The sequence below is a fragment of the Vibrio quintilis genome, from assembly GCF_024529975.1.
Classification (GTDB): Bacteria; Pseudomonadota; Gammaproteobacteria; order Enterobacterales; family Vibrionaceae; genus Vibrio; species Vibrio quintilis.
This window is the reverse complement of sequence record NZ_AP024897.1, coordinates 3377787-3398659: the sequence shown is the minus strand read 5'-3', so window position 1 is coordinate 3398659 and position 20873 is coordinate 3377787. Positions and strand designations below refer to the sequence as shown.

Below are 20873 nucleotides of genomic sequence, written 5' to 3'. Positions count from 1 at the left end.
CCACTGTCATTCTATGTGTAGTAGGTATCAGATAAATGACTGGGATCGGGCTCAGGATATTTTTCAATCACTTTTTTCAGATATTCCTGATTGTTTCTCAATGCATTGACACAGTGGCGATCCAGTTTTTTTTCTGCCACCATTTTTTCCAGTTCAAGCAAAGCGAACGGTACTGAGCGTGCCTGTTTGTATGGGCGGTGGCTGGTCAGGGCATCAAATATATTGGCAACGGTAATAATCCGGGCGGAAACAGGAATCTCCTGGCCTTTTAAATTGTATGGATAGCCGGAGCCATCCATCAGCTCGTGGTGATAAGCCATGATATCTTTCAGAATTGCAATACAGGCATGATTACCATTTTCAGTTTCAGGGAGAATCCGGTTAATCATTTCAATCCCTTTCTCTATGTGCCCGGTGACCTGTTTTCTTTCAACGTTTGCAAGGGCACCTGGTTTAGTCAGCAAATCACAAGGCAGAGATAGCTTGCCGATGTCATGCAGGCGGGAAAACAGAGTGATGAAGTCAATTTGCTCATCATCTAACTGATATACCTCGGTTAACCCCTGAGCAATGACTTTGGAGAAAAAATACATCCGCTCCTGATGATCTTTCGCCTGCTTAAAATGCTTTGGATTGCGCTGCAGAATATTTTCCGTCTCTTTTAAGATCGCGTGAATGATTTGATACTCTTTCAGGACGGCTTCTCTGATTTGTTCCAGATAAGGGGCCAGCACTTTGTCGGACGACTCATCGAAAATGAAATCCTCCGATGCATTGATAAAGATGAACCCGATGAATTCATCGTTGTAGTAAGTGGGAGAAGCAAAGGATGAGGAAAAGTTTTGCGCTCTTAACCAGTTGTTATGATGACTGTCTTTCTCCAGACGTTTATATAAATGATTAATATACCGGTTCGAGCCTTGTTCGGCACATTTTTTCAGGGATGGAATTTTACTCAGAGGATACTCATAGTGAATCAGAATTTCACCTTTGGGTGTGCTGTCTGCATAAGTTTTCAGGTGGTCCGTCATCTGATCATAAATCGCGAAGGAAATCCGGACTATCTGAGGTATTTGTTTGCAAATGCTTTCATGAAGCAGGGCGAGTTGGGAATTCAGACTTTTAAATTTCTCTGGTTGCCGAGAGTCATGTTGCACTTCACCCATGAGCTTTCCCCTTGATTAAATACATTGTTGGTCGTTGTATATAATTTTAGGCGATGAATTGACTAAGAGGTGAATGATTATCTGCGAAATGAACAAATTTATTAATATTTTTATTATTAACAGCTATTGACCTTTCGGGGACGTTTTTATACCCAAACAACCTGCATCTTCAGGTTGTTTGGGTATACATCGAATTGATACGTAAAAGCAGCGGACCTCATGATCCGCTGTTTTGGTATTTGAATAAAGGGGATAGCCCGGTCAGACTGAATTAATTCACGGTGACCAGGTAATCAAGCACACGCTGCGTCATGGTGTCCTTGTCTTCCTGTGCAATAAAACTGGCTTCAATCGCATTCAGGGTAAATTGTGCTAACTCATTTTTAGTCAGTTCATGCGCTTTGGCAACCGCGATAAAGTTGGCATTCATATAACCCCCGAAATAAGCAGGATCATCTGAGTTAATGGTGACACACAGGCCTTTTTTCAACAGATTTGCAATGTTGTGCTGCTGCATTGTGTCAAATACACAAAGCTTGATATTGGAAAGCGGGCAGACGGTCAGAGGCATGCGGGTTTCAGCTAACTGCTGAACCAGTTTTTTATTCTCAACACACCGGACACCATGATCAACCCGGCTTACGCCAAGGTCTTCAATCGCGGTGATGATATTGTCAGCCGGGCCTTCTTCACCTGCATGAGCGACGGTGAGAAATCCTGCATTCCTTGCCATTTCAAATACTTTTGAGAATTTTTCCGGCGGATGTCCCTGTTCGGAGGAATCGAGTCCCACACCCGCAATTAATGATTGATACGGCAGCGCCTGATTGAATGTTTCGATCGCATCTTCTTCACTCAGATGACGAAGAAAACACATGATTAACTGACTGGAAATACCAAGCTCTGTTCTGGCCTGTTCCAGTGCCCGGTTGATCCCCTGAATAACGGTTTTGAAGGGGATGCCGCGGGCTGTGTGAGTTTGCGGATCAAAGAATATTTCAGTATGGATAACGTTCTCTTCATGGCAACGTTGCAGGTAAGCCCAGGTTAAGTCGAAGAAATCCTGTTCATGAAGAAGCACATTGGCTCCCTGATAGTAGATATCCAAAAAAGATTGTAAGTCAGTAAACTGATAGGCGTTTTTTACTTCTTCCGGGGTTGAAAAGGGAATTTCAACCTGATTACGCTTGGCGAGCTCAAACATCAGTTCAGGTTCCAGAGTGCCTTCAATGTGCAGATGAAGCTCTACTTTTGGTAATTCTTGAATAAATTGTTGCATATTAGCCTCTGTTATTCTCTGCGGAAAGTGGATTTATTTACACCCAACCCTGTAGCCTCAAGGTTGTCCGGGTATAGTTTAAGATACAGAAAAGGCTGGCATGATGACAATGCCAGCCTTTTTTACAGTCAGAATCAATTAATTATTACTGTGAAGTTCATCATTCAGCTCGACTGCTGATTTATTGGCCAGACATTCAACCTGACCTGTTTGCGAATTACGGCGGAACAGCAGGTCGGAAACACCTGCTAAATCTCTGGCTTTTACGATTTCTACCGGGTTACCACTTTTGTCCAGCATTTGTACTTTTGTACCGGCTGTGACATACAGGCCGGACTCAATGGTGCAGCGATCGCCCAGTGGGAAGCCTAAACCTGCATTGGCTCCGAGTAACGAGTTTTCTCCGATAGAAACGATGACTTTACCACCACCAGACAGCGTTCCCATGATTGATGCGCCACCACCGATATCCGAGCCGTTATTGACCATCACACCGGCTGAAATCCGTCCTTCAACCATGCTGACACCCGTTGTACCCGCGTTAAAGTTGATAAAGCCTTCATGCATGACAGTTGTACCTTCGCCAACATGCGCCCCGAGCCGAACACGGGATGTATCTGCGATACGAACACCGGCAGGTACCACGTAATCGACCATTTTCGGGAATTTATCGACGCAGTCTACCGTCAGTGTTCTTCCGGCCAGGCGCGCTTCAATTTGACGATCGGCCAGTTCAGGCAAATCAATCGGGCCTTCATTCGTCCACGCAATGTTGTGGAGTAGTCCGAAAATTCCATCCAGAACCGTGCCATGAGGCTGAACCAGACGGTGTGAAATGAGCTGAAGCTTGAGGAAGCCTTCAGCAACTGACTGAGGTTTTTCATCCGTCAGCAGAACAACCAATACCAGTGGTTGTGATGCTTTTGCTGCTTTTTCGGCAAACCCGGCGCTGGCTGTTTCGCCGTGTTCCTGAAATGCTTGTGCAAGTTTTGCGACCTGCTCTGCTGTGATCTCAACTGAGTGGTTTCCACTTTCACCCGTGATTGCTGTGATACTTTTAACCAGTGCTTCAGAGGGGTGAAGTACCGGGGTCGGAAAGTAGGCTTCTATAATTTTGTTGTCGCAGTTTTTCGTTGCAGTACCAAGAGCAAGTGCAAAGTCTGACATGATATATCTCCGTGAATCTGTGCGCATTAAGTCGTAAGTTAAATACGAAATCTGAGTGTTGGAGATATCATAAAGTGCGATGAAAAAGATAAAAGTCTTCTGCCGGATAAAGTCCGTCAAACGATATGTTTTGTCTTTTTACCGATATATCTCTTTAATCAGAATTCGAATAAGACTGAATCAATGCCGTTTTCCTGTTATTTTTTGATGATCAGGCTGCCTGCTCATCCGGATCCTGAGGTTGATTTTCTGCAACAGCCTTTGGTTTTTTTGGCGCTGGTTTACGCTTCGCACCGAGGGCATACAAAACTTCCTCTTTGTGTTTTGCCAGATATAAAGCCAGTTCTTCCTGCTTTTCTTCGTTATCTAATAGCTCGCTCTGGCCGAGTAAAGTAAACAGTTCATCTGCCATATCGAGCATTTTGTCATAAGCGTCTGCTTCGGCCTTGGAAGTGAAAGTCATTTTTTCTTCTCCGTTGCGCTCTACCACATACTTGACGATTACAGTCATGGTTTTTCCTCTATGTGATTATTAATTTGTACTGTTCTTTTATACAGTATTTCATGTGTCGGATAATTTCAAATTAAACTGAATCGCTCACCGGCCATTCAAAGCAAAACCGGATAAAGTGTTTCAGTAAAGGATTCTGATATTTCTCTTTATGGACCAGCAGCCAGTATCGCCGCCGCATATTGAGCGGCACGGAAATCCGGACGACCCGTCCGTCTTTCAGTGCAGATTGTGCAGCCAGTTCGGAGAGACAGGCATATCCGAGATTTGCAGCCACACTGTTGATTAAAGCTTCTGTCGTATTGAGCTGAAATGTTTCCTGCCAGCGTTCCAGACGGGGAGCGACAGTGCGCAGAAAGAATTCTCTGGACCCGGACCCGGCTTCCCGTAATACCCAGTGACTGTTTTCAAAATCAGCCAGCTGAATATCAGGATGACCGGCCAGCGGATGATCCGGTGAGCCGATAATGCACATTTGATCATGGCTGAACTGTTTTGCGATCAGTTCCGGGTGCTGGGTTTTGCCCTCGATTAAGGCGATGTCCAGCTCATAATCTACCAGCTTTTGGCAAATCAGGGCTGAGTTCGAAATAAATAAGGTTTGCGAAGTATGTTGAAAATCCTGTCTGAATGCACTTAGTAGCCAGGGAGCGACCTGATTACCAATTGTATCACTGGCACCAATTCGGATTTCGCCGGTCAGGTTATTTTCATTCTCAAACAGTTGTTGTATGTCATTGGTCCGGTGCAGCAGCTCATCAGCCAGAGGTAACAGTTTTTTCCCTTCCTGATTCAGAATCAGCCGGTGATTGACCCGGTCAAATAAAACATGACCCAACTGCTTTTCCAGTTCTGCCAGTGCCATGCTGACTGCGGCTTTAGACAGAAAAAGCGCTTCTGATGCCTGAGTTAATGTTTCATGCTGCGTAATCGCGGTAAAGATATGTAGTTGTCTCAGAGATATATGATACATAGGTCACAGGACTTATAAACAGCAGGGAAAATATCATCTTAGGTATTTTAAGCGTTTGATCAAGCCGATGCATTGAATACTTTAATCTTCATCCGGATCAAACCTGAGTGGTTTCTGAATCTGTTCGGGGATGTAAGAGGCTTATGCTATTCTGATACACATTCACTTATCTGATTTTTCCGGATGGACACTTGTTTACTGTTTATCATTCTAATCAACTGGATACATTGAAAATTATTCTGCTTCATTTGATCAGAAATGAACCTTTGGCGCATCCGTTTGACACCGAGCAGATACTGGTACAGAGCTCGGGGATGTCACAATGGCTGAAGATGGCACTGGCACAAGAGTTTGGTGTCGCAGCTAATCTGGCTTTTCCGCTGCCGGCGGCTTTTATCTGGGATTTGTATACTTCAGTGTTACCGGATGTGCCGCAACGCAGTGCATTTAATAAAAATGCGCTGGTCTGGAAAATCATGCAGACATTACCGGCAATGCTGGACATGCCAGCGTTTAAGCCTCTGCAGCAATATCTTGAGAAAGATGGTTCGGACCACAAGTGTTATCAGCTGGCAGAGAAAATTGCCGATATATTTGACGGGTATTTGGTTTACCGGGCTGACTGGATTGAAAAATGGGAAGCCGGAGAAATCGTCGAAGAGTTGCAGGGCAAGCATGAGTGGCAGACTTTGCTGTGGCAGCGTATATATCAGGACACCATTTCTCAGGGACAGTCTCATTATCACCGGGCGAACCTGTATCAGACCTTTGTTGATTCCCTTCAACGCGGACAAATACCGGAAGGCGCGTTGCCAAAGCGTCTGTTTATCTTTGGTATTACTGCACTCCCGCCACATTATCTTGAAATATTCAATGCACTCGGTGAACATATTGATGTTCACCTGATGCTGACGAATCCCTGTCGCTATTATTGGGGCGATATCCGGGATCGGCGATACCTTGCAAGGCTGGCAAATAAGCAGCGCAAATCGTTGATGCTGCAAAAAGGCAGGTTGATGACCGGTGGGTCTGCTTCTTTGTTAAAAGAAGAACCGGTATTGTTAAAAGAAGAGCCTGTACTGCCGGAAGATGAGCAGCACCTTGAGGCTGCTACCGGAAACAGTCTGCTGGCATCAATGGGAAAACTTGGCCGGGATCACCTGCATCTGCTGTCCCAGCTTGAATGTGAAGAGCATGAGTTTTTTATCGATACTGCCCGCGACAGCCTGCTTCATCAGATTCAGGCAGATATCCTGCATCTGGAAATGCATCAGAATGATGAAATCTTTGCTTCAAGCCACCATAAGCAACGCATTCAGCCGGATGACTATTCGCTCTCCGTGCATGTTTGCCATAGTGCTATGCGCGAAGTCGAAGTGTTGCACGATGCCCTTTTAACCTTATTTGATACGCATCCGGACTTAAAACCGCGGGATATTATCGTCATGGTGGCTGATATTAATACCTACAGTCCGGCCATTGAAGCCGTATTTGGTAATGCACCGGGAGAGCGGTTTATTCCTTTCTCTATCTCTGACCGGACGGCTGACCGTGAAAGTCCGGTGCTGCAGGCTTTTCTGCGTTTGATCCAGTTACCGGCGTCGCGCTGCCTGTCCTCCGAGTTACTGGAGTTACTTGAAACACCGGCGATGATGGCCCGGTTCGATATCTCTGAAGCTGAGTTTGAACAGGCCAGAAACTGGGTCAAAGAATCCGGCATTCGCTGGGGGTTGAATGAAGAGACCGCCCGCACGCTTGGGCTACCGGCGACGCATCAGAATACCTGGGAATTTGGGATCGAGCGCATGTTGTCCGGCTATGCGATGTCTCATACGGTGGATGTGTTTGAATACGGCTCCTGGATTGTCGCGCCCTATAATGAAGTTCAGGGGCTGGAGGCTGCGTTGGCGGGGAAACTGGCGGCGTTTATCAGCCGGATTCGATATTACCGGACGATTCTGGAACAACCGGAAGAAATTCATGGCTGGCGTCAGTTGCTGAATACGTTACTGGATGACTTCTTCGCGCCGTCCGTGGAAGAAGAAGTTATTTTTCAGAATATCCGGGATACGCTGGCCCGGATGAATGAATATCTGGATGATGCCGGTTATGACCGGGTGGTTTCCCCGGAAGTGATGGTGCAGCATTTAACGGATCAGCTGACCGGTGTTCGCGGGAGTCAGCGCTTTTTAGCCGGTCAGGTCAATTTCTGTACTTTGATGCCGATGCGTTCCATTCCTTTCAGCGTGGTGTGTCTGCTGGGGATGAATGACGGCGTTTATCCGCGGAATATGCCGGCGGAAGGTTTTGACTTAATCGCTGAATATCCGCGATCCGGAGATCGTTCCAGAAGAGATGATGACCGGTATTTGTTTCTTGAAGCGCTGCTCTCCGCTCAAGAACGCATATATATCAGTTATGTCGGCCAGTCTGTCCGGGATAATACGCCCTGTCAGCCTTCCGTGTTGGTGACCGAACTGATGGAATATTGTAGTCAGAATTACTGTTTATCCGGTGAAGACGATTTACCCTGCGATTTGTCCGGAGAGCGACTGATCGATAATCTGACCCATGATCACGCAATGGTGCCCTACAGCCGGAAGACATTCCGTCAGTATCCCGGCAGCTATGCCCGTGAATGGCTGCCTGTTGCCAGAGGCGATGAACCTGACATATCCCCGGTGCCGGATGCGTTGCCTGATTATCTGAGCGGGATAACTTTCCCGTTTGAACTGGAGCTCAGTGAACTCCGGCGTTTCTGGCATTTGCCGGTAAAATACTTTTTCAACCGGCGCTTGAGAGTGGTGTTTGAGGCCTCTTTACTGGTGATGGATGATGAGGAGCCGTTTGCATTAAATGGGCTGGAAAGCTATCAGCTACTGGATGAACTGGTAGCGGTGTTGCTCGACGCTGAAAGTGATGATGCATCAGCATCACAGGCTGAATCTTATATCAAAGCGAAACGGGCTCAGGGACTTTTACCGGTCGGTGCATTCGGAGAGCTTGAATTTACCCAACATCTGGAAAAGGCGAATCTGATGGTGGATGCGCTGCGGGACTTATGCAGTGAACCTTTGCCGGATCAGGAAGTGAACCTTGTGTCGGCCGTGGCGGGTGAGGCGCGGGAAATCAGGCTGGTGGGCTGGATTTCCCGTTACTACAAGACCGGTCTGGTCCGTTACCGGACCGGAAAAATCCGTTCACAGGATTATCTGGCTGCATGGCTGGATCACCTGATGATGGCTGCGGCGGGAAGTTCATGTCCGACGCATTTGATTGGCTATGAGAAAAAAGCAGGCATCCGGCATCTGATTTTTGATGCAATCCCTCATGCAGAAGAGGCCATGTTGCTGATTGATGAACTATTAGGCTTGTATCTTGAGGGGATGAACCGGCCATTGCCTTATTTCCCCGTAACGGTGCTGGCTGGTGTTGAAGCGAATATTAATAAGCAGGGACAGTGGCAGGAAGATGATGAAAAGACAGCAAAAAAAATGGCTGATGCGTTTATTGGGAATCTGTTTATTTCCGGAGAAGGCAATTCACCTTATATTTCCCGTCTGTGGCCTGAGTGGTCGGAATCACTGTCAGATGAAGTCAGACAATCTATGTTGAAAGTGATGAAAAGACCGAGACTAAGTGCAAAAGAGGCTGGTGAAAAGTGATGTAGGGTGGCCGCCAGAAAATCGTTATTTTGTAGGGTGTTTGCTGTGCGGCCACAAGGTCAGAGGGACCATAAATTGGTTGTCGGATGACGATGGGCGAATGTTAATGATTGACTTACTGATTAACCGTGAGTCAGATCCCACTCCCTGTCATGTCATTTTACATAATCATTACTTTATTCTTTTTTTATTGGTTTGATCACAATCTTATTCTGATTGCTGATCGGGATGAATGCTCTGCAGAGGTATATGTTTGAAAATGCCGGAAAATAAAATCACTCAGCTTGACCCGCTTACATTTCCTCTCTCCGGTCTGAGATTGATAGAAGCCTCAGCCGGAACAGGAAAAACATATACAATCACCGGATTATATTTACGCCTGCTCCTTGGTCATGGCGATGCAACCGCTGCCTATCCCCGGCCATTATCGGTTGAACAGATTTTAGTTGTCACATTTACAGAAGCCGCGACAGCCGAATTACGGGGCAGAATCAGGGAACGTATTCATCAGGCCCGGCTGGCTTTTGCCCGCGGAGAATCAGAAGATCACTTTCTTCGCTCTTTACTGAGTGATACAGATGATCACCAGCAAGCCGCGCATTTGCTGCTGCAGGCTGAGCGGGATATGGATATGGCAGCCATCTATACGATTCATGGTTTTTGCCAGCGCATGCTGGTGCAGAATGCCTTTGAATCAGGGAGCCGGTTCCAGCATGAATTTATTACTGATGAAAGCCGGTTGAAAGTGATGGCGGTCGCCGATTTCTGGCGGTGTAATTTTTATGGTTTGTCTCTGGAACTGGCAGAGCAGGTCCGGCAACTCTGGCCGACACCGTCTCACCTTTTGGATGAGATCGGTTCATATTTATCCGGCAGTGAGCCGCATTTGTCAGCCACATTTCCGGCAGCTGACCTTGAATCACTCCATCAACAGAATTTATCCCGCATTCAGGAAATAAAGCAACAGTGGCAGCAGGGCAGCCATGAGTTTCAGGCATTGATTGCCGCTTCCGGTGTGAATAAGCGTAGCTATACGAAGAAAAATTTACCGTTATGGATTGAGCAGATTTCGGCCTGGGCTGAAACAGAGACGAACAGCTATGACATTCCCGATAAGCTGGAACGTTTTTCACAGCAGATGCTTGATGAAAAAACACAGAAAGGTGAGCCCCCCTGCCATCCTGTATTTAAAGCAATCGAAGTGTTTCTGGCGCAGCCTGTTTCACTGAAAGCGCCGTTGCTGGCCCATGCGATTAAAGAGTGTCGCAACATTCTGGCCCGGACCAAGCAGGAGAAGCACTGGTTATCCTTTGATGATTTGCTCGCGTACCTTTCCGATGCTTTGAAAAATGATCCGCAGCAACTGTTAGCAAAACGGATTCTGAGTTTATATCCGGTTGCCATGATCGATGAGTTTCAGGATACGGATCCGCTGCAATACCATATTTTCAGTCAGATTTATTCGGGGCAATCCGAGACGGGATTGCTGATGATTGGCGATCCGAAACAGGCGATTTATGCGTTTCGCGGTGCGGATATTTTTACTTATATGAAAGCCCGGCGGCAGGTGTCTTCACACTTTACACTGGCAATAAACTGGCGTTCTGGTGACGATATGGTGACCGCGGTTAATCAGCTGTTCTCTTCGTCTTCCCGGGCATTCATCTATGAAAATGATATTCCCTTTGAGCCTGTTTCTGCTTCTCCTCAGGCGAAGGGACGCTATTGGGAACTGGAGAATCAACGTCAACCAGCCATGACCTGGTGGTGGCCGGAACATCAGGAAAGTTATCTGTCTAAAAGTGATTACATGCAGCAGATGACCGGCGCGACAGTCGCTCAGATTCAAACGATTTTGCAGGCGTCTGAGGCGGGACAGTGCAGTCTGGTTTCCGGGGAAAGCAGAAAACAGGTACAGGCTGGTGATATTGCGGTGTTAGTCCGGACCGGCCATGAAGGACATATGATCAAATCTGCGCTGGCAAAACAGGGGATTGCCAGTGTTTACCTGTCAAACCGGGACAGTGTTTTTACCGGTGTTGTGGCCCGGGATATTTTGCGTTTACTGCAAGCGGTTCTTGCGCCTGAGAATGAACGATTGTTAAAGGCTGCACTGGCTTCCGCTTTTTTTATGCTGGAGATTTATGAACTCGATCAGCTCAATACCGACGAGTTATTGTGGGAGCATGTGATCCGGGAGTTCCGGAGTTATCGCCAGATCTGGTCTGAAAAAGGCATTCAGCCGATGTTGCGTACGGTGCTGTACCAACGTCAGTTAGCCGAAAAGTGGCTCCGGCACTCAGAAGGGGAAAGGATACTGACAGACTTTATGCATATTGGTGAGCTATTGCAGCAGGCGGCCTCAGAAACCGATAGTGCACACGCGCTGGCCAGGTGGATGATGCAATCCATTGAAGATTCATTACAGGGGTTATCTCATCAGGATGAATACATTCAGCGGCTTGAATCTGAGAGAAATCTGGTCAGGATCATTACCATTCATAAATCGAAAGGGCTGGAATTTGATTTGGTTTTCCTGCCGTTTGTGATGAATTATCGCGAAGCCCGGGAAGCAAAATATCATGATGATGACCAGGGCAAAGTGATACTGGATTTGTTTCGCTCTGATCTTGCGCTTTCTCAGGCGGAAAAAGAGCGTCTGGCAGAAGATTTGCGGTTACTTTATGTGGCATTAACCCGTGCCGTTTACGGTTGTTTTGTTGGTCTGGCCGCCATTGCCGGACGCTCCGGAAGCGGTGACAGCCGTGCGCATCTCAGTGCAATGGGCTATTTGCTGCAACAGGGGCAGCCGGGTGATGTGGCATTACTGAAACACGGGATTGAAAAAGTACTCAGCACATCGTCTTCCGCTGGTGTTTTATGTCCGCCGCCTGAACCCGGAGAAATGTCCTGCTTATCCCCACTGGCGGAGAGCGATGATTTACATGCCAAAACGCTGAATCATGCGATTGAACGCTACTGGAGAATGACCAGTTATTCAAATCTGGTGAAACAGTCGGGCCATCAGACATTTCTGGATGCACCACTTGAGCCGAAAGGGTTTGATATTGACTCTGCCGGTGAATCAGACGATATCTTATGGGCAGAGGAAGAGAAGAATATTTTTACCTTTCCCAAAGGGGCTGCTCCGGGAACTTTTTTGCATAGCTTGTTTGAAGAAATCGAGTTTACCGAAGCGGCTGATAGTGAGGAAAATACCCGGATTGTGTCAGCCCTGATGGAAACCTCATCGGTTGAGCCGGAATGGCTTCCGGTCTTACTGAAAATGATTCGGCAGGTACTGACGACACCGCTGGATGGTCAGTCATTATGTCTGGCTGATATAGAAAAGAACAGACGCCTGACCGAAATGGAGTTTTTACTCCCGGTTGAGGTGCTCCAGTCTGCGGGGCTGAACCGGTTGATCCGGCAGAAAGATGCTTTATCGGCTCAGGCGGGAATGCTTGGATTTGCGAAAGTAGAAGGTATGCTGAAAGGTTTTATCGATTTAGTGTTTGAATACCGCGGCAAATATTACATTCTGGACTGGAAATCAAATCACCTTGGTTATCAGATTGAAGACTATAGCCAGTCACAGCTTCAGGCCGCGATGATTGAACATCGTTATGATTTGCAGTATCAGCTTTATACGTTGGCGTTACACCGGTTTTTATCCGCCCGGATTCCCGGATATAGCTACAAAAAACACTTTGGTGGCGTCTATTACATTTTTTTACGGGGCGTTGCCGGAAATGCTGACTATGGGGTTTTCTCTCATCGTCCTGAAGAAGCTCTGATTCTGGCACTGGACCGGCTGATTGCCGGTCAGGCTGAGCCTGAGAATTCCCCGGAAAGCGGACAAATGGAGATGGATTTGTGACAGGTTTTCTTGCAGATATCCTGAGTTACTTCTGCGAAAAGCAGCTGATTCGCCAGCTGGATTACCAGTTTGCGATGTTTATCGCCAGACAATGCAGGCAGGAGCAATCTGAAGTCGCCTGGTTATGTGCTGTGGTGAGTTATGAACTCGGACATGGGCATATCTGTATCCCTGTTTGTGATACGGATGGCCGGATGAATGATGCATGGCTGTATTTTGGCCTGAGTTTTGATGAATCACTCCGCTTCAGAGATCATGTGGCGTGTGTGGACTGGCTGGGTGTGATTCAGCGTTGTCCGTTTATCGGTTCGCCTGAAGACCATTGCCCGCTGGTTTTTGATGGTCAGCGTCTCTATTTACACCGTTACTGGTTTTATGAATCAAGGCTGGCTGAGCGGTTGCATCAGCTATCGGCACCGGTCCATCTGGCCGATGAGGATGTTGAATTATTAACCATTCAGTTAAAGCAGTTGTTCAGCCGGAATTACCCGGCGTTATGGCAGCAGCTATCCGGGATTGAGTCATCTGAACAAATTCAGCAGCTAATTTGCCATTCATTGGATGTGATAGATCCTGATGCCACAGACTGGTCTGCTATTTGTCAGCGGGTCAGGCAAGCTACTCGTTGTAGTGAACTGGAAGAACTGGATAAATTTATCCCTGACAGTATTTGTCTGAACTGGCAGAAAATTGCTGCCGCGACGGCTTTAACACGTCAGTTCACGGTAATTTCCGGAGGGCCGGGAACCGGCAAGACGACAACGGTTGCCAGATTACTGGCCGCATTGGTTGTTCAGGCGCAGGCGCACCGGAATTCTCCTTTAATCAGACTGGTTGCCCCGACGGGGAAAGCGGCTGCCCGGCTGACGGAGTCGATTGGTCAGGCCGTCGATAAACTGCCCATTTCATCAGACATTAAAGCTTTACTTCCTATACAGGCCAGCACGTTACACCGGCTGTTGGGTGTGATTCCGGGAAGTGCCGAGTTTGTCCATCACGAACAGAATTTGCTTCATGTTGATATTCTGGTTGTGGATGAAGCCTCGATGGTGGATTTGCCAATGATGTATAAGTTACTGATGGCATTGCCAAAGCATACCCGGGTTATTTTATTGGGCGACAAAGATCAGCTGGCCTCAGTTGAAGCTGGTGCGGTTTTGGGGGATATCTGCTCAATCCAGTCTTATGGTTTTTCCCGCAGGCAAACCCGGTTACTGGCGCGGTTAACCGGGAATATCTTACCGCATCCGGCAGCGGAACAGATTCCGGATATTGCTGATGGCTTGTGTATGTTGAAAAAAAGCTATCGTTTTCATGCTGATTCCGGCATCGGTTTTCTGGCATCACTGGTGAATGCCGGAGAGTACTTGCCATTGAGTGAAATTCATGCCATGGCATATTCGGATATCAAAGTGCAAACACTTGATGGTGGCCATTATAATCAAATGCTGAATACGCTGGCAGACGAATATGGTCGCTATTTCTCAGAGCTGCAAACGTGTCTGGCAGAGCAGAATTATCCCACAGAGCAGACAGCAAAGCGGGTTCTCCGTATTTTTAATCAGTGTCGTTTATTGTGTGCACTCAGGGAAGGCGATTTTGGCGTATCCGGTCTGAATCAAAAAGTAGAAAGTTTGTTGCTTCGTCGTGGCATGATTCACAAAGATCAGGAAGCCTGGTACAACGGCCGGCCGGTGATGGTGACGAAAAACGATCACTATCTGGGAATTTATAACGGCGATATTGGTATTTGTCTGCAAACCATAGAATCGGGCAAAGACGTGTATAAAGTTTATTTTGAACAGTTTGATGGCAGTGTAAAGGGAGTGATTCCCAGCAGGCTTCCGGAACATGAAACGGCCTACGCGATGACGATTCATAAATCCCAGGGAAGTGAATTTGATTTTACACTGATGATTTTACCGCCTGAGTTTAGCCCGGTGCTGACCCGAGAGCTGATATACACCGGAATTACCCGGGCTAAAAATAAACTCAGCATTTACACTGATCCGGCGGTATTCAGGCGTGCAATACGGACCAGAACGAAAAGGTTAAGCGGGCTTGTGACTCAACTGGCTGGGTTGTGAATCATCCGCCTGGTGATGCGTACTCAGGAAAAGGCTCTGGTGAATGTGATCTCATGGATTTTATAGCGTTCTTTCGATCCGAGAATAAAACCTTTGATACGTTCATCTACCGGAAATACGCAATGAACATTTAACCCTTCCAGAAAGTGGTTATCACCCATATCCCAGAAACTCTGTAGTGAATTGCAAATAATGGTTCTCATACTCTATATGCTCTTAATTACACTTTTTGATAGAAAACAGTCATGGTGCGTAGTTTATTTATCACGATAAAAGTGAGATATAAATCACAAAAGACAATATGAATATGTCTCATTATCGGGAATTCTACACAATCTCCATTATGAATCAAAGTGTTTAATCATCCCGATTCATCTTTGTTAGAAGTTGATTAAGACCAAATCAAAGTTCTGTGGATTTGTATTGATGACTCAGTCAGATGGCTGCATTGATGAGGAGAACGGGCTGAACCGGTGAAAGGTGAAGCAGCCCGGTGAGGAAAATTGAAGGGGGGTTACAGACTCAGACAAAGAATTTTAGAACGACGCTGATAGTTATACAGGTTTTGTTTTGTGACCGGCAGTGATTCGACGCCTGTTTCAACAAAACCCTGTTCCCTGAACCAGTGGACACTATGTGTGGTCAGGACAAAGATCTGCTGGATTCCCATGCTTTTTGCCTGATTTTTGATATGTTTCAGAAGCATTAATCCTCTGTTGCCATCTCTGTATTCCGGGTGAATAGCCACACAAGCCATTTCAGCCATCTGCTCTTCCTGATAAGGATAAAGTGCCGCGCAGCCAATGATCAGTCCATCTTTTTCGATAATGGTGAACTGATGAATTTCCTGTTCCAGCTGCTCACGGGAACGCCGGACCAATATCCCTTTTTCTTCTAAAGGCTGGATGAGATCAAAGATACCGCCGATATCATCGATATTGGCTTCCCGGACTTGTTCTGAGCTGGCCATGACCAGTTGTGTTCCGATGCCATCGATAGAGAAAAGCTCCTGAATCAGCGCACCATCTTCCTTATAACTGACCAGGTGACTGCGGGGAATTCCGGCTCTGCAGGCGGCAATCGCAGCCCGCAAAAAACGGAACCGGCCCCGGTTGACATTATCCGGTGCATCTGTGGTTTGTTCGACACGCTGTAACATGGTTTCTACGTCGGCCGGGAAAAGCTCGGCAATCGAGTTGCCCTGCTCATCAAAAATTCCCTGCTCAGAGCAGAAACCAATCAGCTTTTCTGCTTTTAAACGGATGGCAACTTCGGTTGCAACCTCTTCCGACAGCAGGTTAAAGCACTCTCCGGTCACTGAGCTGGCAATCGGCCCCAGTAAAACGATGGAGTTCTGGTTCAGTGCCTGATTAATGCCATCGATATTGATACGACGGACTTTCCCGCTGTGGCAGTAGTCGATACCATCATCGACTCCCAGAGGCTGGGCAATCACAAAATTTCCGCTGATAACACTGAGCTGGTTTCCGGCCATTGGCGTGTTATTCAGGCTCAGAGACAGACGGCCGGTAATCGCCAGCTGCAGTTGTCCTGCAGCCTGGGCGACATAAGGGAGAGCGGCTTCATGGGTAATCCGGATACCTTTATGATAGGGCGTATTGCAGTCGTGGGCATCCAGTAGTTGATTCATCTGTGGCCGGGCGCCATAGACCAGAACGATTTTTACTCCCAAACTATGGAGTAAAGCAATATCACTGATGATGTTCGCGAAATTTTTGTCAGCAATCGCTTCTCCACCAATCATAATCACCATGGTTTTCCCTCTGTGAGCATTCACATATGGGACAGACTGGCGAAATCCTTTGACGAGTGCAGTACTTCTGATTTTCACAGTTCAGGTATCTCCGTGTTTAATTATGCTGAAATAATGACTTTTTATTCATCTGCAGGCAAGCGTTTTATGACTTTGGTTTTTATGATGGGCTGCCATGAGCATTCTCATTAAATAATATGACGTTTTACCATATTGATTTTTTATGACATTCAGGTGATAAACTGTACGTGAAAGGTTAACAGACCCTGAGGTCTGATTTGTGATTAAATATAATTTGGTACAGAGGATGAGGAATACAGGTGAATTTATATAAGCTATTGGCTCTGATGGTCAGTGCCTTTTTTTTGGGTGGGTGTGTGAACCCCACAGACAGAGCGCAACAATATGCTGATGGTGTATTACCTGAAATATTAAATAAAACCGATCATATCCGGTCGAATTCACCCAGAGACTTCAGTGAATTTACCCGCCAGAGTGAGCTGGTGACCGAAAAATCACCTTCCTTGTCAAAAATATACCAGCCATTATATTTACGGCTTCGCGATTGGGCTGAAAAAAGCGGAGATCCACAGGCTTTGGGACAATATGGTATTCAAAGCGCGCAGTTAGGCGGGGCCGACCAACGGGGCAATGTGTTGTTTACCGGATATTTCTCCCCTGTCATTGAACTGCGGCATACGGCCAACAGGCGTTTTCGTTTCCCTGTTTATCAGAAGCCCGGTTGTATCGATGATTGTCCGACAAGGGCGGAAATATATGCCGGTGCTTTGGAAGATAAAGGGCTTGAGCTGGGATACGCCTCTAATCTGATTGATCCATTTATCATGGAAGTTCAGGGTAGTGGTTTTGTACACTTTGGTGATGATGACTCTCTGGAGTACTTTGCCTACGCAGGTAAAAATAAAAAGGCTTATGTCAGTATTGGCCGGGTTCTGATTGATCGTGGTGAGGTGCCGAAGGAAAAAATGTCACTGAAAGCGATTAAGCATTGGGTGATGACGCATCCTGAGAATCAGGTCAGAGAGTTACTGGAACAAAACCCTTCTTATGTATTTTTCTCACCGAAGGCTGCGGCGCCTGTGACCGGAACTGCCGGGATTCCTTTAATTCCGATGGCATCTGTTGCTGGCGACCGGCGGATTTTCCCGATGGGAACACCAATTCTGGCCGAAGTACCACTGTTAAATGCAGACGGAAGCTGGAGCGGCACCCATGAATTAAAATTGTTGATTGTGCTCGATACTGGTGGCGCAGTAAAAGATAATCATCTGGATTTGTACCACGGGATGGGAGAGCGTGCCGGTACTGCTGCGGGACACTACCGGCATTTTGGCCGGGTATGGAAACTCGGGCTGGATGGAACGGCAACTCAGGCGCCCTGGGCTTTACCACCAGAGAAATCAGAGTAAAGAATTTTTGTGATTTCAGGATGGCTGGTCGCTGGACTTTTGATGAAGGAGTGCGTATAAATCGCACTCCTTCTTGATCTTTTCCTGTAATAACAATTTTGGGTGCTTTTTATGCGACAGTTAACTTCACCTGCTTCAGAAGCTTATCAGCAGCGTTTTGGCGGTACCCGCCGGCTTTATGGATATGATGAAGTTGAAATCCTCCGGGCTGCACATGTATGTGTGATTGGCATTGGTGGTGTGGGCTCCTGGAGTGCAGAAGCGTTAGCCCGGACAGGCATTGGTGAACTGACGCTGATTGATATGGATGACGTTTGCGTCACGAATGTGAACCGGCAGATTCATGCGATGGAAGAGACCGTTGGCCAGAGTAAAATTGAAGTGATGGCTGAACGAATCAGGCAGATTAATCCGGAGTGTCGCGTTAATCTGATTGATGATTTTATTTCGCCGGATAATCTTCAGCAGTACCTGACACATGAATTTGATTATGTGCTGGATGCGATTGACAGCCTGAAAGCAAAAGCTGCGTTACTGGCTTATTGCCGCAGACAAAAAATCAAAGTGATTACGATCGGTGGTGCGGGCGGGCAAACCGATCCGACACAGATTAAAGTGGCTGACCTGACCAAAACGATACAGGATCCTTTAGCCAAAAAGCTCAAAGATCGTCTGAGACGGGAATATAATTTCTCTAAAAACCCGGCGCGTAAATTTGGGATTGAATGTGTATTCTCAACAGAACAGCTTAAATATCCACAACCTGATGGGTCTGTTTGTGCTGTTAAATCAACCGCTGAAGGTCCGAAAAGAATGGATTGCGCCAGTGGCTTTGGTGCGGCGATGATGGTCACCGCCAGTTTTGGCATGATTGCAGCTGCCCGCGTTGTGGATAAACTGATCAAAAAACATCACTCATAGAAGTATTTTCAGAAATGCAAATTGTGACAACTTCACCTTTTGGTGATCAAATAACTGCCCGGGATATTCTTCAGGTTATGCAGTATTTACATGGCTGGGAAGATAAATACCGGCAATTGCTGTTGTGGGGAAAACAGCTTCCTGCCATGTCAGATACGCTGAAATCTGATCAGATTATGGTTGCCGGGTGTGAGAGCCGGGTCTGGCTGCTTGCGCAGCGGCATGAAGGACGATGGTTTTTTACTGCGGACTCTGATGCGAGAATTATCCGTGGATTGATTGGGATAATTATGGCTGCCTGTCAGGGAAAAACCAGTTCTGAAATTATTTCATTCGATATTGAAGGTTACTTTGAGCAACTCAATTTACTTTCCCATCTGAGTCCGACCCGGGGAAACGGCATCCGGGCCATTGTCAGCCAGATCAAATCAATGACACAGGAGTAGGACGGGTTTACTGGTTTGAAGCTTCATCCCGTTTGCCCAACTGATGGTAGTTCAGGTTGGGCGCTGTGACCATTGGTTCGGCTATTTTCCATGCATGCGCTTTTCCGGATAAATAGATAACGATTTCCATGGCAAATTCAAGCGCAGTTCCGGGGCCCTGACTGGTGATGAGCTTGTGATTTTTATCATAAGTCACCCGTTTTTCACGCCACTGTGCTGCCGGAATGGTATCTTTGAATGATGGATGGCAGGTCATGATTGCTTTCGGATACAACTGATGATGCTGCAGAACCAGTGCCGGTGCAGCACAGATTGCGGCAACAAGTCGTCCGTCATAGAGCTGTTGTTTTAGCATTTCCACCAGCAATGTGCTGTCTCTGAATGTTTCCGAACCTTCCACCCCGCCGGGAAGTATGATGGCGTCAAATTCTTCATCTGCTACATCGATGAGCAGACAATCAGCCGTCAGGGTGACGCCGCGGGAGGCCTTCAATGTCAGCTTGCCTTCAAAATCGGCACTCGCAACGGTGACTTCGTAGCCTGCTCTGACCATAATATCGATGATCGTCACGGCTTCCATTTCTTCCGAGCCCGGGGCAACCGGCACCAGAATTCTTTTATTCATCTTGTTTTCCCTTCATTTCAATATGCTTGATTTGGTGATAGACCTTTTCATGTTCCGGGATGGCAATCTGGTGTTTTTCAGCAACCTTCAGTAAGTATCCCGTGATGTAATCAATTTCTGTGGTTCTGCGGCGGAATATATCCTGATACATCGAGGAATAGTTTTCACCGGTGTTTTCAATGACCTGATAAATCCGTTTTTTTAACTGCCCGGTATCTGTTGTAAGGCCTTCTGCATTCATCACCCGGCTGATTTCGGTGATCAGTGCTGATATTTGCCGGGTGAACTCAGAAGAAGCAAGCTGGCCATTCACACATTGATTGATTGCCGTCAATGGATTGATAACACAGTTCACCGCAAGTTTTTGCCATTGAGCCTGCGTCATATTGTGATGCCAGTATACCGGTGCAAACGCATGATTGAGCACATCAGTCATGAAGGTACAGTGTTGTCCGGCCTGATTTGCAGCGCCTATCCAGGTTTCTCCCTTACCGGTATGTGAGACTTGTACCGGAAATGTCCGGGACTCTTGTTTTAACGCACCATGACTTGTTGTAGCAATCAGACATGGATGTGTTTCAAGATATATCCCGAGTTCTTCGGTTACCCCCATGCCATTATGCATCAACAGAAGCATGGTTTCCGGCTGAAGCAATTTGCTGACAGAGTCGAGCGCAGCGACGATTTGCCATGACTTCACTGTGACAAAAATCAGATCAGCCTGTCTGATATCTTCATCAGTGTGATTTTGAAAGTTCACTGGCAGGAGACCATCAAGGCTGACGGGATATTCGCGGTCTGCTTGTCTGGCCCAGACAGAAACACGATGCCCGGCCTGCCGGAGTTTTACAGCCCATAGAGCGCCGATAGCGCCCGGTCCCAGAATGACAATATTCATGGCAGATGATGAGTGATATATGAGTGATTCATAATATATCATCAGAAAATA

15 protein-coding genes are annotated in these 20873 nt (G+C 46.9%); 6 read left to right on the top strand and 9 right to left on the bottom strand.

Going from position 1 to position 20873, the window contains the following annotated elements; all coding sequences use genetic code 11:
* Positions 1-11: 11 nt before the first annotated feature.
* From OC443_RS15625 to OC443_RS15605, 5 genes are all read right to left on the bottom strand, one after another.
* On the bottom strand, positions 12-1166 hold the full coding sequence (locus tag OC443_RS15625) for an HD-GYP domain-containing protein (protein WP_073585894.1): 1155 nt from the start codon (positions 1164-1166) through the stop codon (positions 12-14).
* 271 nt (positions 1167-1437) lie between these two features.
* Entirely contained in the window at positions 1438-2445 is a 1008-nt protein-coding gene (locus OC443_RS15620; RefSeq protein ID WP_073585895.1) for an adenosine deaminase, read from the bottom strand.
* A 138-nt stretch (positions 2446-2583) separates the two neighbouring features.
* On the bottom strand, positions 2584-3612 hold the full coding sequence (gene dapD / locus OC443_RS15615) for a 2,3,4,5-tetrahydropyridine-2,6-dicarboxylate N-succinyltransferase (RefSeq protein ID WP_073585896.1): 1029 nt from the start codon (positions 3610-3612) through the stop codon (positions 2584-2586).
* A 211-nt stretch (positions 3613-3823) separates the two neighbouring features.
* On the bottom strand, positions 3824-4123 hold the full coding sequence (locus tag OC443_RS15610) for a YebG family protein (protein WP_073585897.1): 300 nt from the start codon (positions 4121-4123) through the stop codon (positions 3824-3826).
* A gap of 73 nt (positions 4124-4196) precedes the next feature.
* The gene (locus tag OC443_RS15605; protein WP_073585898.1) at positions 4197-5096 is read right to left on the bottom strand and encodes a LysR substrate-binding domain-containing protein; all 900 of its coding nucleotides are present in this window, start codon (positions 5094-5096) and stop codon (positions 4197-4199) included.
* Between the two features lie 191 nt (positions 5097-5287).
* On the opposite strand from OC443_RS15605, the gene recC reads away from it, so the two are divergent.
* From recC to recD, 3 genes are all read left to right on the top strand, one after another.
* Positions 5288-8761, top strand: a complete 3474-nt coding sequence (gene recC, locus OC443_RS15600) for an exodeoxyribonuclease V subunit gamma (protein ID WP_073585899.1) — start codon at positions 5288-5290, stop codon at positions 8759-8761.
* A gap of 259 nt (positions 8762-9020) precedes the next feature.
* Positions 9021-12641: an exodeoxyribonuclease V subunit beta gene (recB, locus tag OC443_RS15595; protein WP_073585900.1), complete on the top strand. Its 3621-nt coding sequence runs from the start codon at positions 9021-9023 to the stop codon at positions 12639-12641.
* The gene (gene recD, locus OC443_RS15590) at positions 12638-14728 is read left to right on the top strand and encodes an exodeoxyribonuclease V subunit alpha (protein WP_073585901.1); all 2091 of its coding nucleotides are present in this window, start codon (positions 12638-12640) and stop codon (positions 14726-14728) included. Before recB ends, recD begins: the two co-directional genes overlap by 4 nt.
* A gap of 23 nt (positions 14729-14751) precedes the next feature.
* Here the strand turns inward: recD and OC443_RS15585 are convergent, their stop codons facing one another.
* Complete coding sequence (locus OC443_RS15585) at positions 14752-14931, bottom strand: hypothetical protein (protein ID WP_073585902.1); 180 nt, start codon at positions 14929-14931, stop codon at positions 14752-14754.
* Between the two features lie 311 nt (positions 14932-15242).
* A complete protein-coding gene (gene argA, locus OC443_RS15580) occupies positions 15243-16580 on the bottom strand; it encodes an amino-acid N-acetyltransferase (protein ID WP_073585903.1) in 1338 nt (445 codons plus the stop codon).
* A gap of 242 nt (positions 16581-16822) precedes the next feature.
* Between argA and mltA the strand changes: the two genes are divergently transcribed.
* The 3 genes from mltA (at position 16823) to OC443_RS15565 (ending at position 19299) form a co-directional block, all read left to right on the top strand.
* Positions 16823-17932, top strand: coding sequence for a murein transglycosylase A (mltA, locus tag OC443_RS15575; RefSeq protein WP_370738783.1), 1110 nt, complete (start codon positions 16823-16825; stop codon positions 17930-17932).
* Between the two features lie 111 nt (positions 17933-18043).
* Entirely contained in the window at positions 18044-18853 is an 810-nt protein-coding gene (tcdA, locus tag OC443_RS15570; RefSeq protein ID WP_073585904.1) for a tRNA cyclic N6-threonylcarbamoyladenosine(37) synthase TcdA, read from the top strand.
* Positions 18854-18867: 14 nt separating this feature from the next.
* The gene (locus tag OC443_RS15565) at positions 18868-19299 is read left to right on the top strand and encodes a SufE family protein (RefSeq protein WP_073585905.1); all 432 of its coding nucleotides are present in this window, start codon (positions 18868-18870) and stop codon (positions 19297-19299) included.
* Between the two features lie 7 nt (positions 19300-19306).
* Here OC443_RS15565 and OC443_RS15560 read toward each other — a convergent pair whose 3' ends face one another.
* Complete coding sequence (locus OC443_RS15560) at positions 19307-19924, bottom strand: DJ-1 family glyoxalase III (protein ID WP_073585906.1); 618 nt, start codon at positions 19922-19924, stop codon at positions 19307-19309.
* Positions 19917-20822 carry a 2-dehydropantoate 2-reductase gene (panE, locus tag OC443_RS15555; protein ID WP_073585907.1) on the bottom strand — a complete coding sequence of 302 codons (906 nt, stop codon included), beginning with the start codon at positions 20820-20822 and terminating at the stop codon, positions 19917-19919. Before panE ends, OC443_RS15560 begins: the two co-directional genes overlap by 8 nt.
* Between the last annotated feature and the right edge of the window lie 51 nt (positions 20823-20873).

Coding starts and splice junctions, on each gene's coding strand:
- OC443_RS15625 (WP_073585894.1), bottom strand. CDS start 1,166: ATGGGTGAAGTGCAACATGACTCTCGGCAACCAGAGAAATTTAAAAGT.
- OC443_RS15620 (WP_073585895.1), bottom strand. CDS start 2,445: ATGCAACAATTTATTCAAGAATTACCAAAAGTAGAGCTTCATCTGCAC.
- dapD (WP_073585896.1), bottom strand. CDS start 3,612: ATGTCAGACTTTGCACTTGCTCTTGGTACTGCAACGAAAAACTGCGAC.
- OC443_RS15610 (WP_073585897.1), bottom strand. CDS start 4,123: ATGACTGTAATCGTCAAGTATGTGGTAGAGCGCAACGGAGAAGAAAAA.
- OC443_RS15605 (WP_073585898.1), bottom strand. CDS start 5,096: ATGTATCATATATCTCTGAGACAACTACATATCTTTACCGCGATTACG.
- recB (WP_073585900.1), top strand. CDS start 9,021: ATGCCGGAAAATAAAATCACTCAGCTTGACCCGCTTACATTTCCTCTC.
- OC443_RS15585 (WP_073585902.1), bottom strand. CDS start 14,931: ATGAGAACCATTATTTGCAATTCACTACAGAGTTTCTGGGATATGGGT.
- tcdA (WP_073585904.1), top strand. CDS start 18,044: ATGCGACAGTTAACTTCACCTGCTTCAGAAGCTTATCAGCAGCGTTTT.
- OC443_RS15565 (WP_073585905.1), top strand. CDS start 18,868: ATGCAAATTGTGACAACTTCACCTTTTGGTGATCAAATAACTGCCCGG.
- OC443_RS15560 (WP_073585906.1), bottom strand. CDS start 19,924: ATGAATAAAAGAATTCTGGTGCCGGTTGCCCCGGGCTCGGAAGAAATG.
- panE (WP_073585907.1), bottom strand. CDS start 20,822: ATGAATATTGTCATTCTGGGACCGGGCGCTATCGGCGCTCTATGGGCT.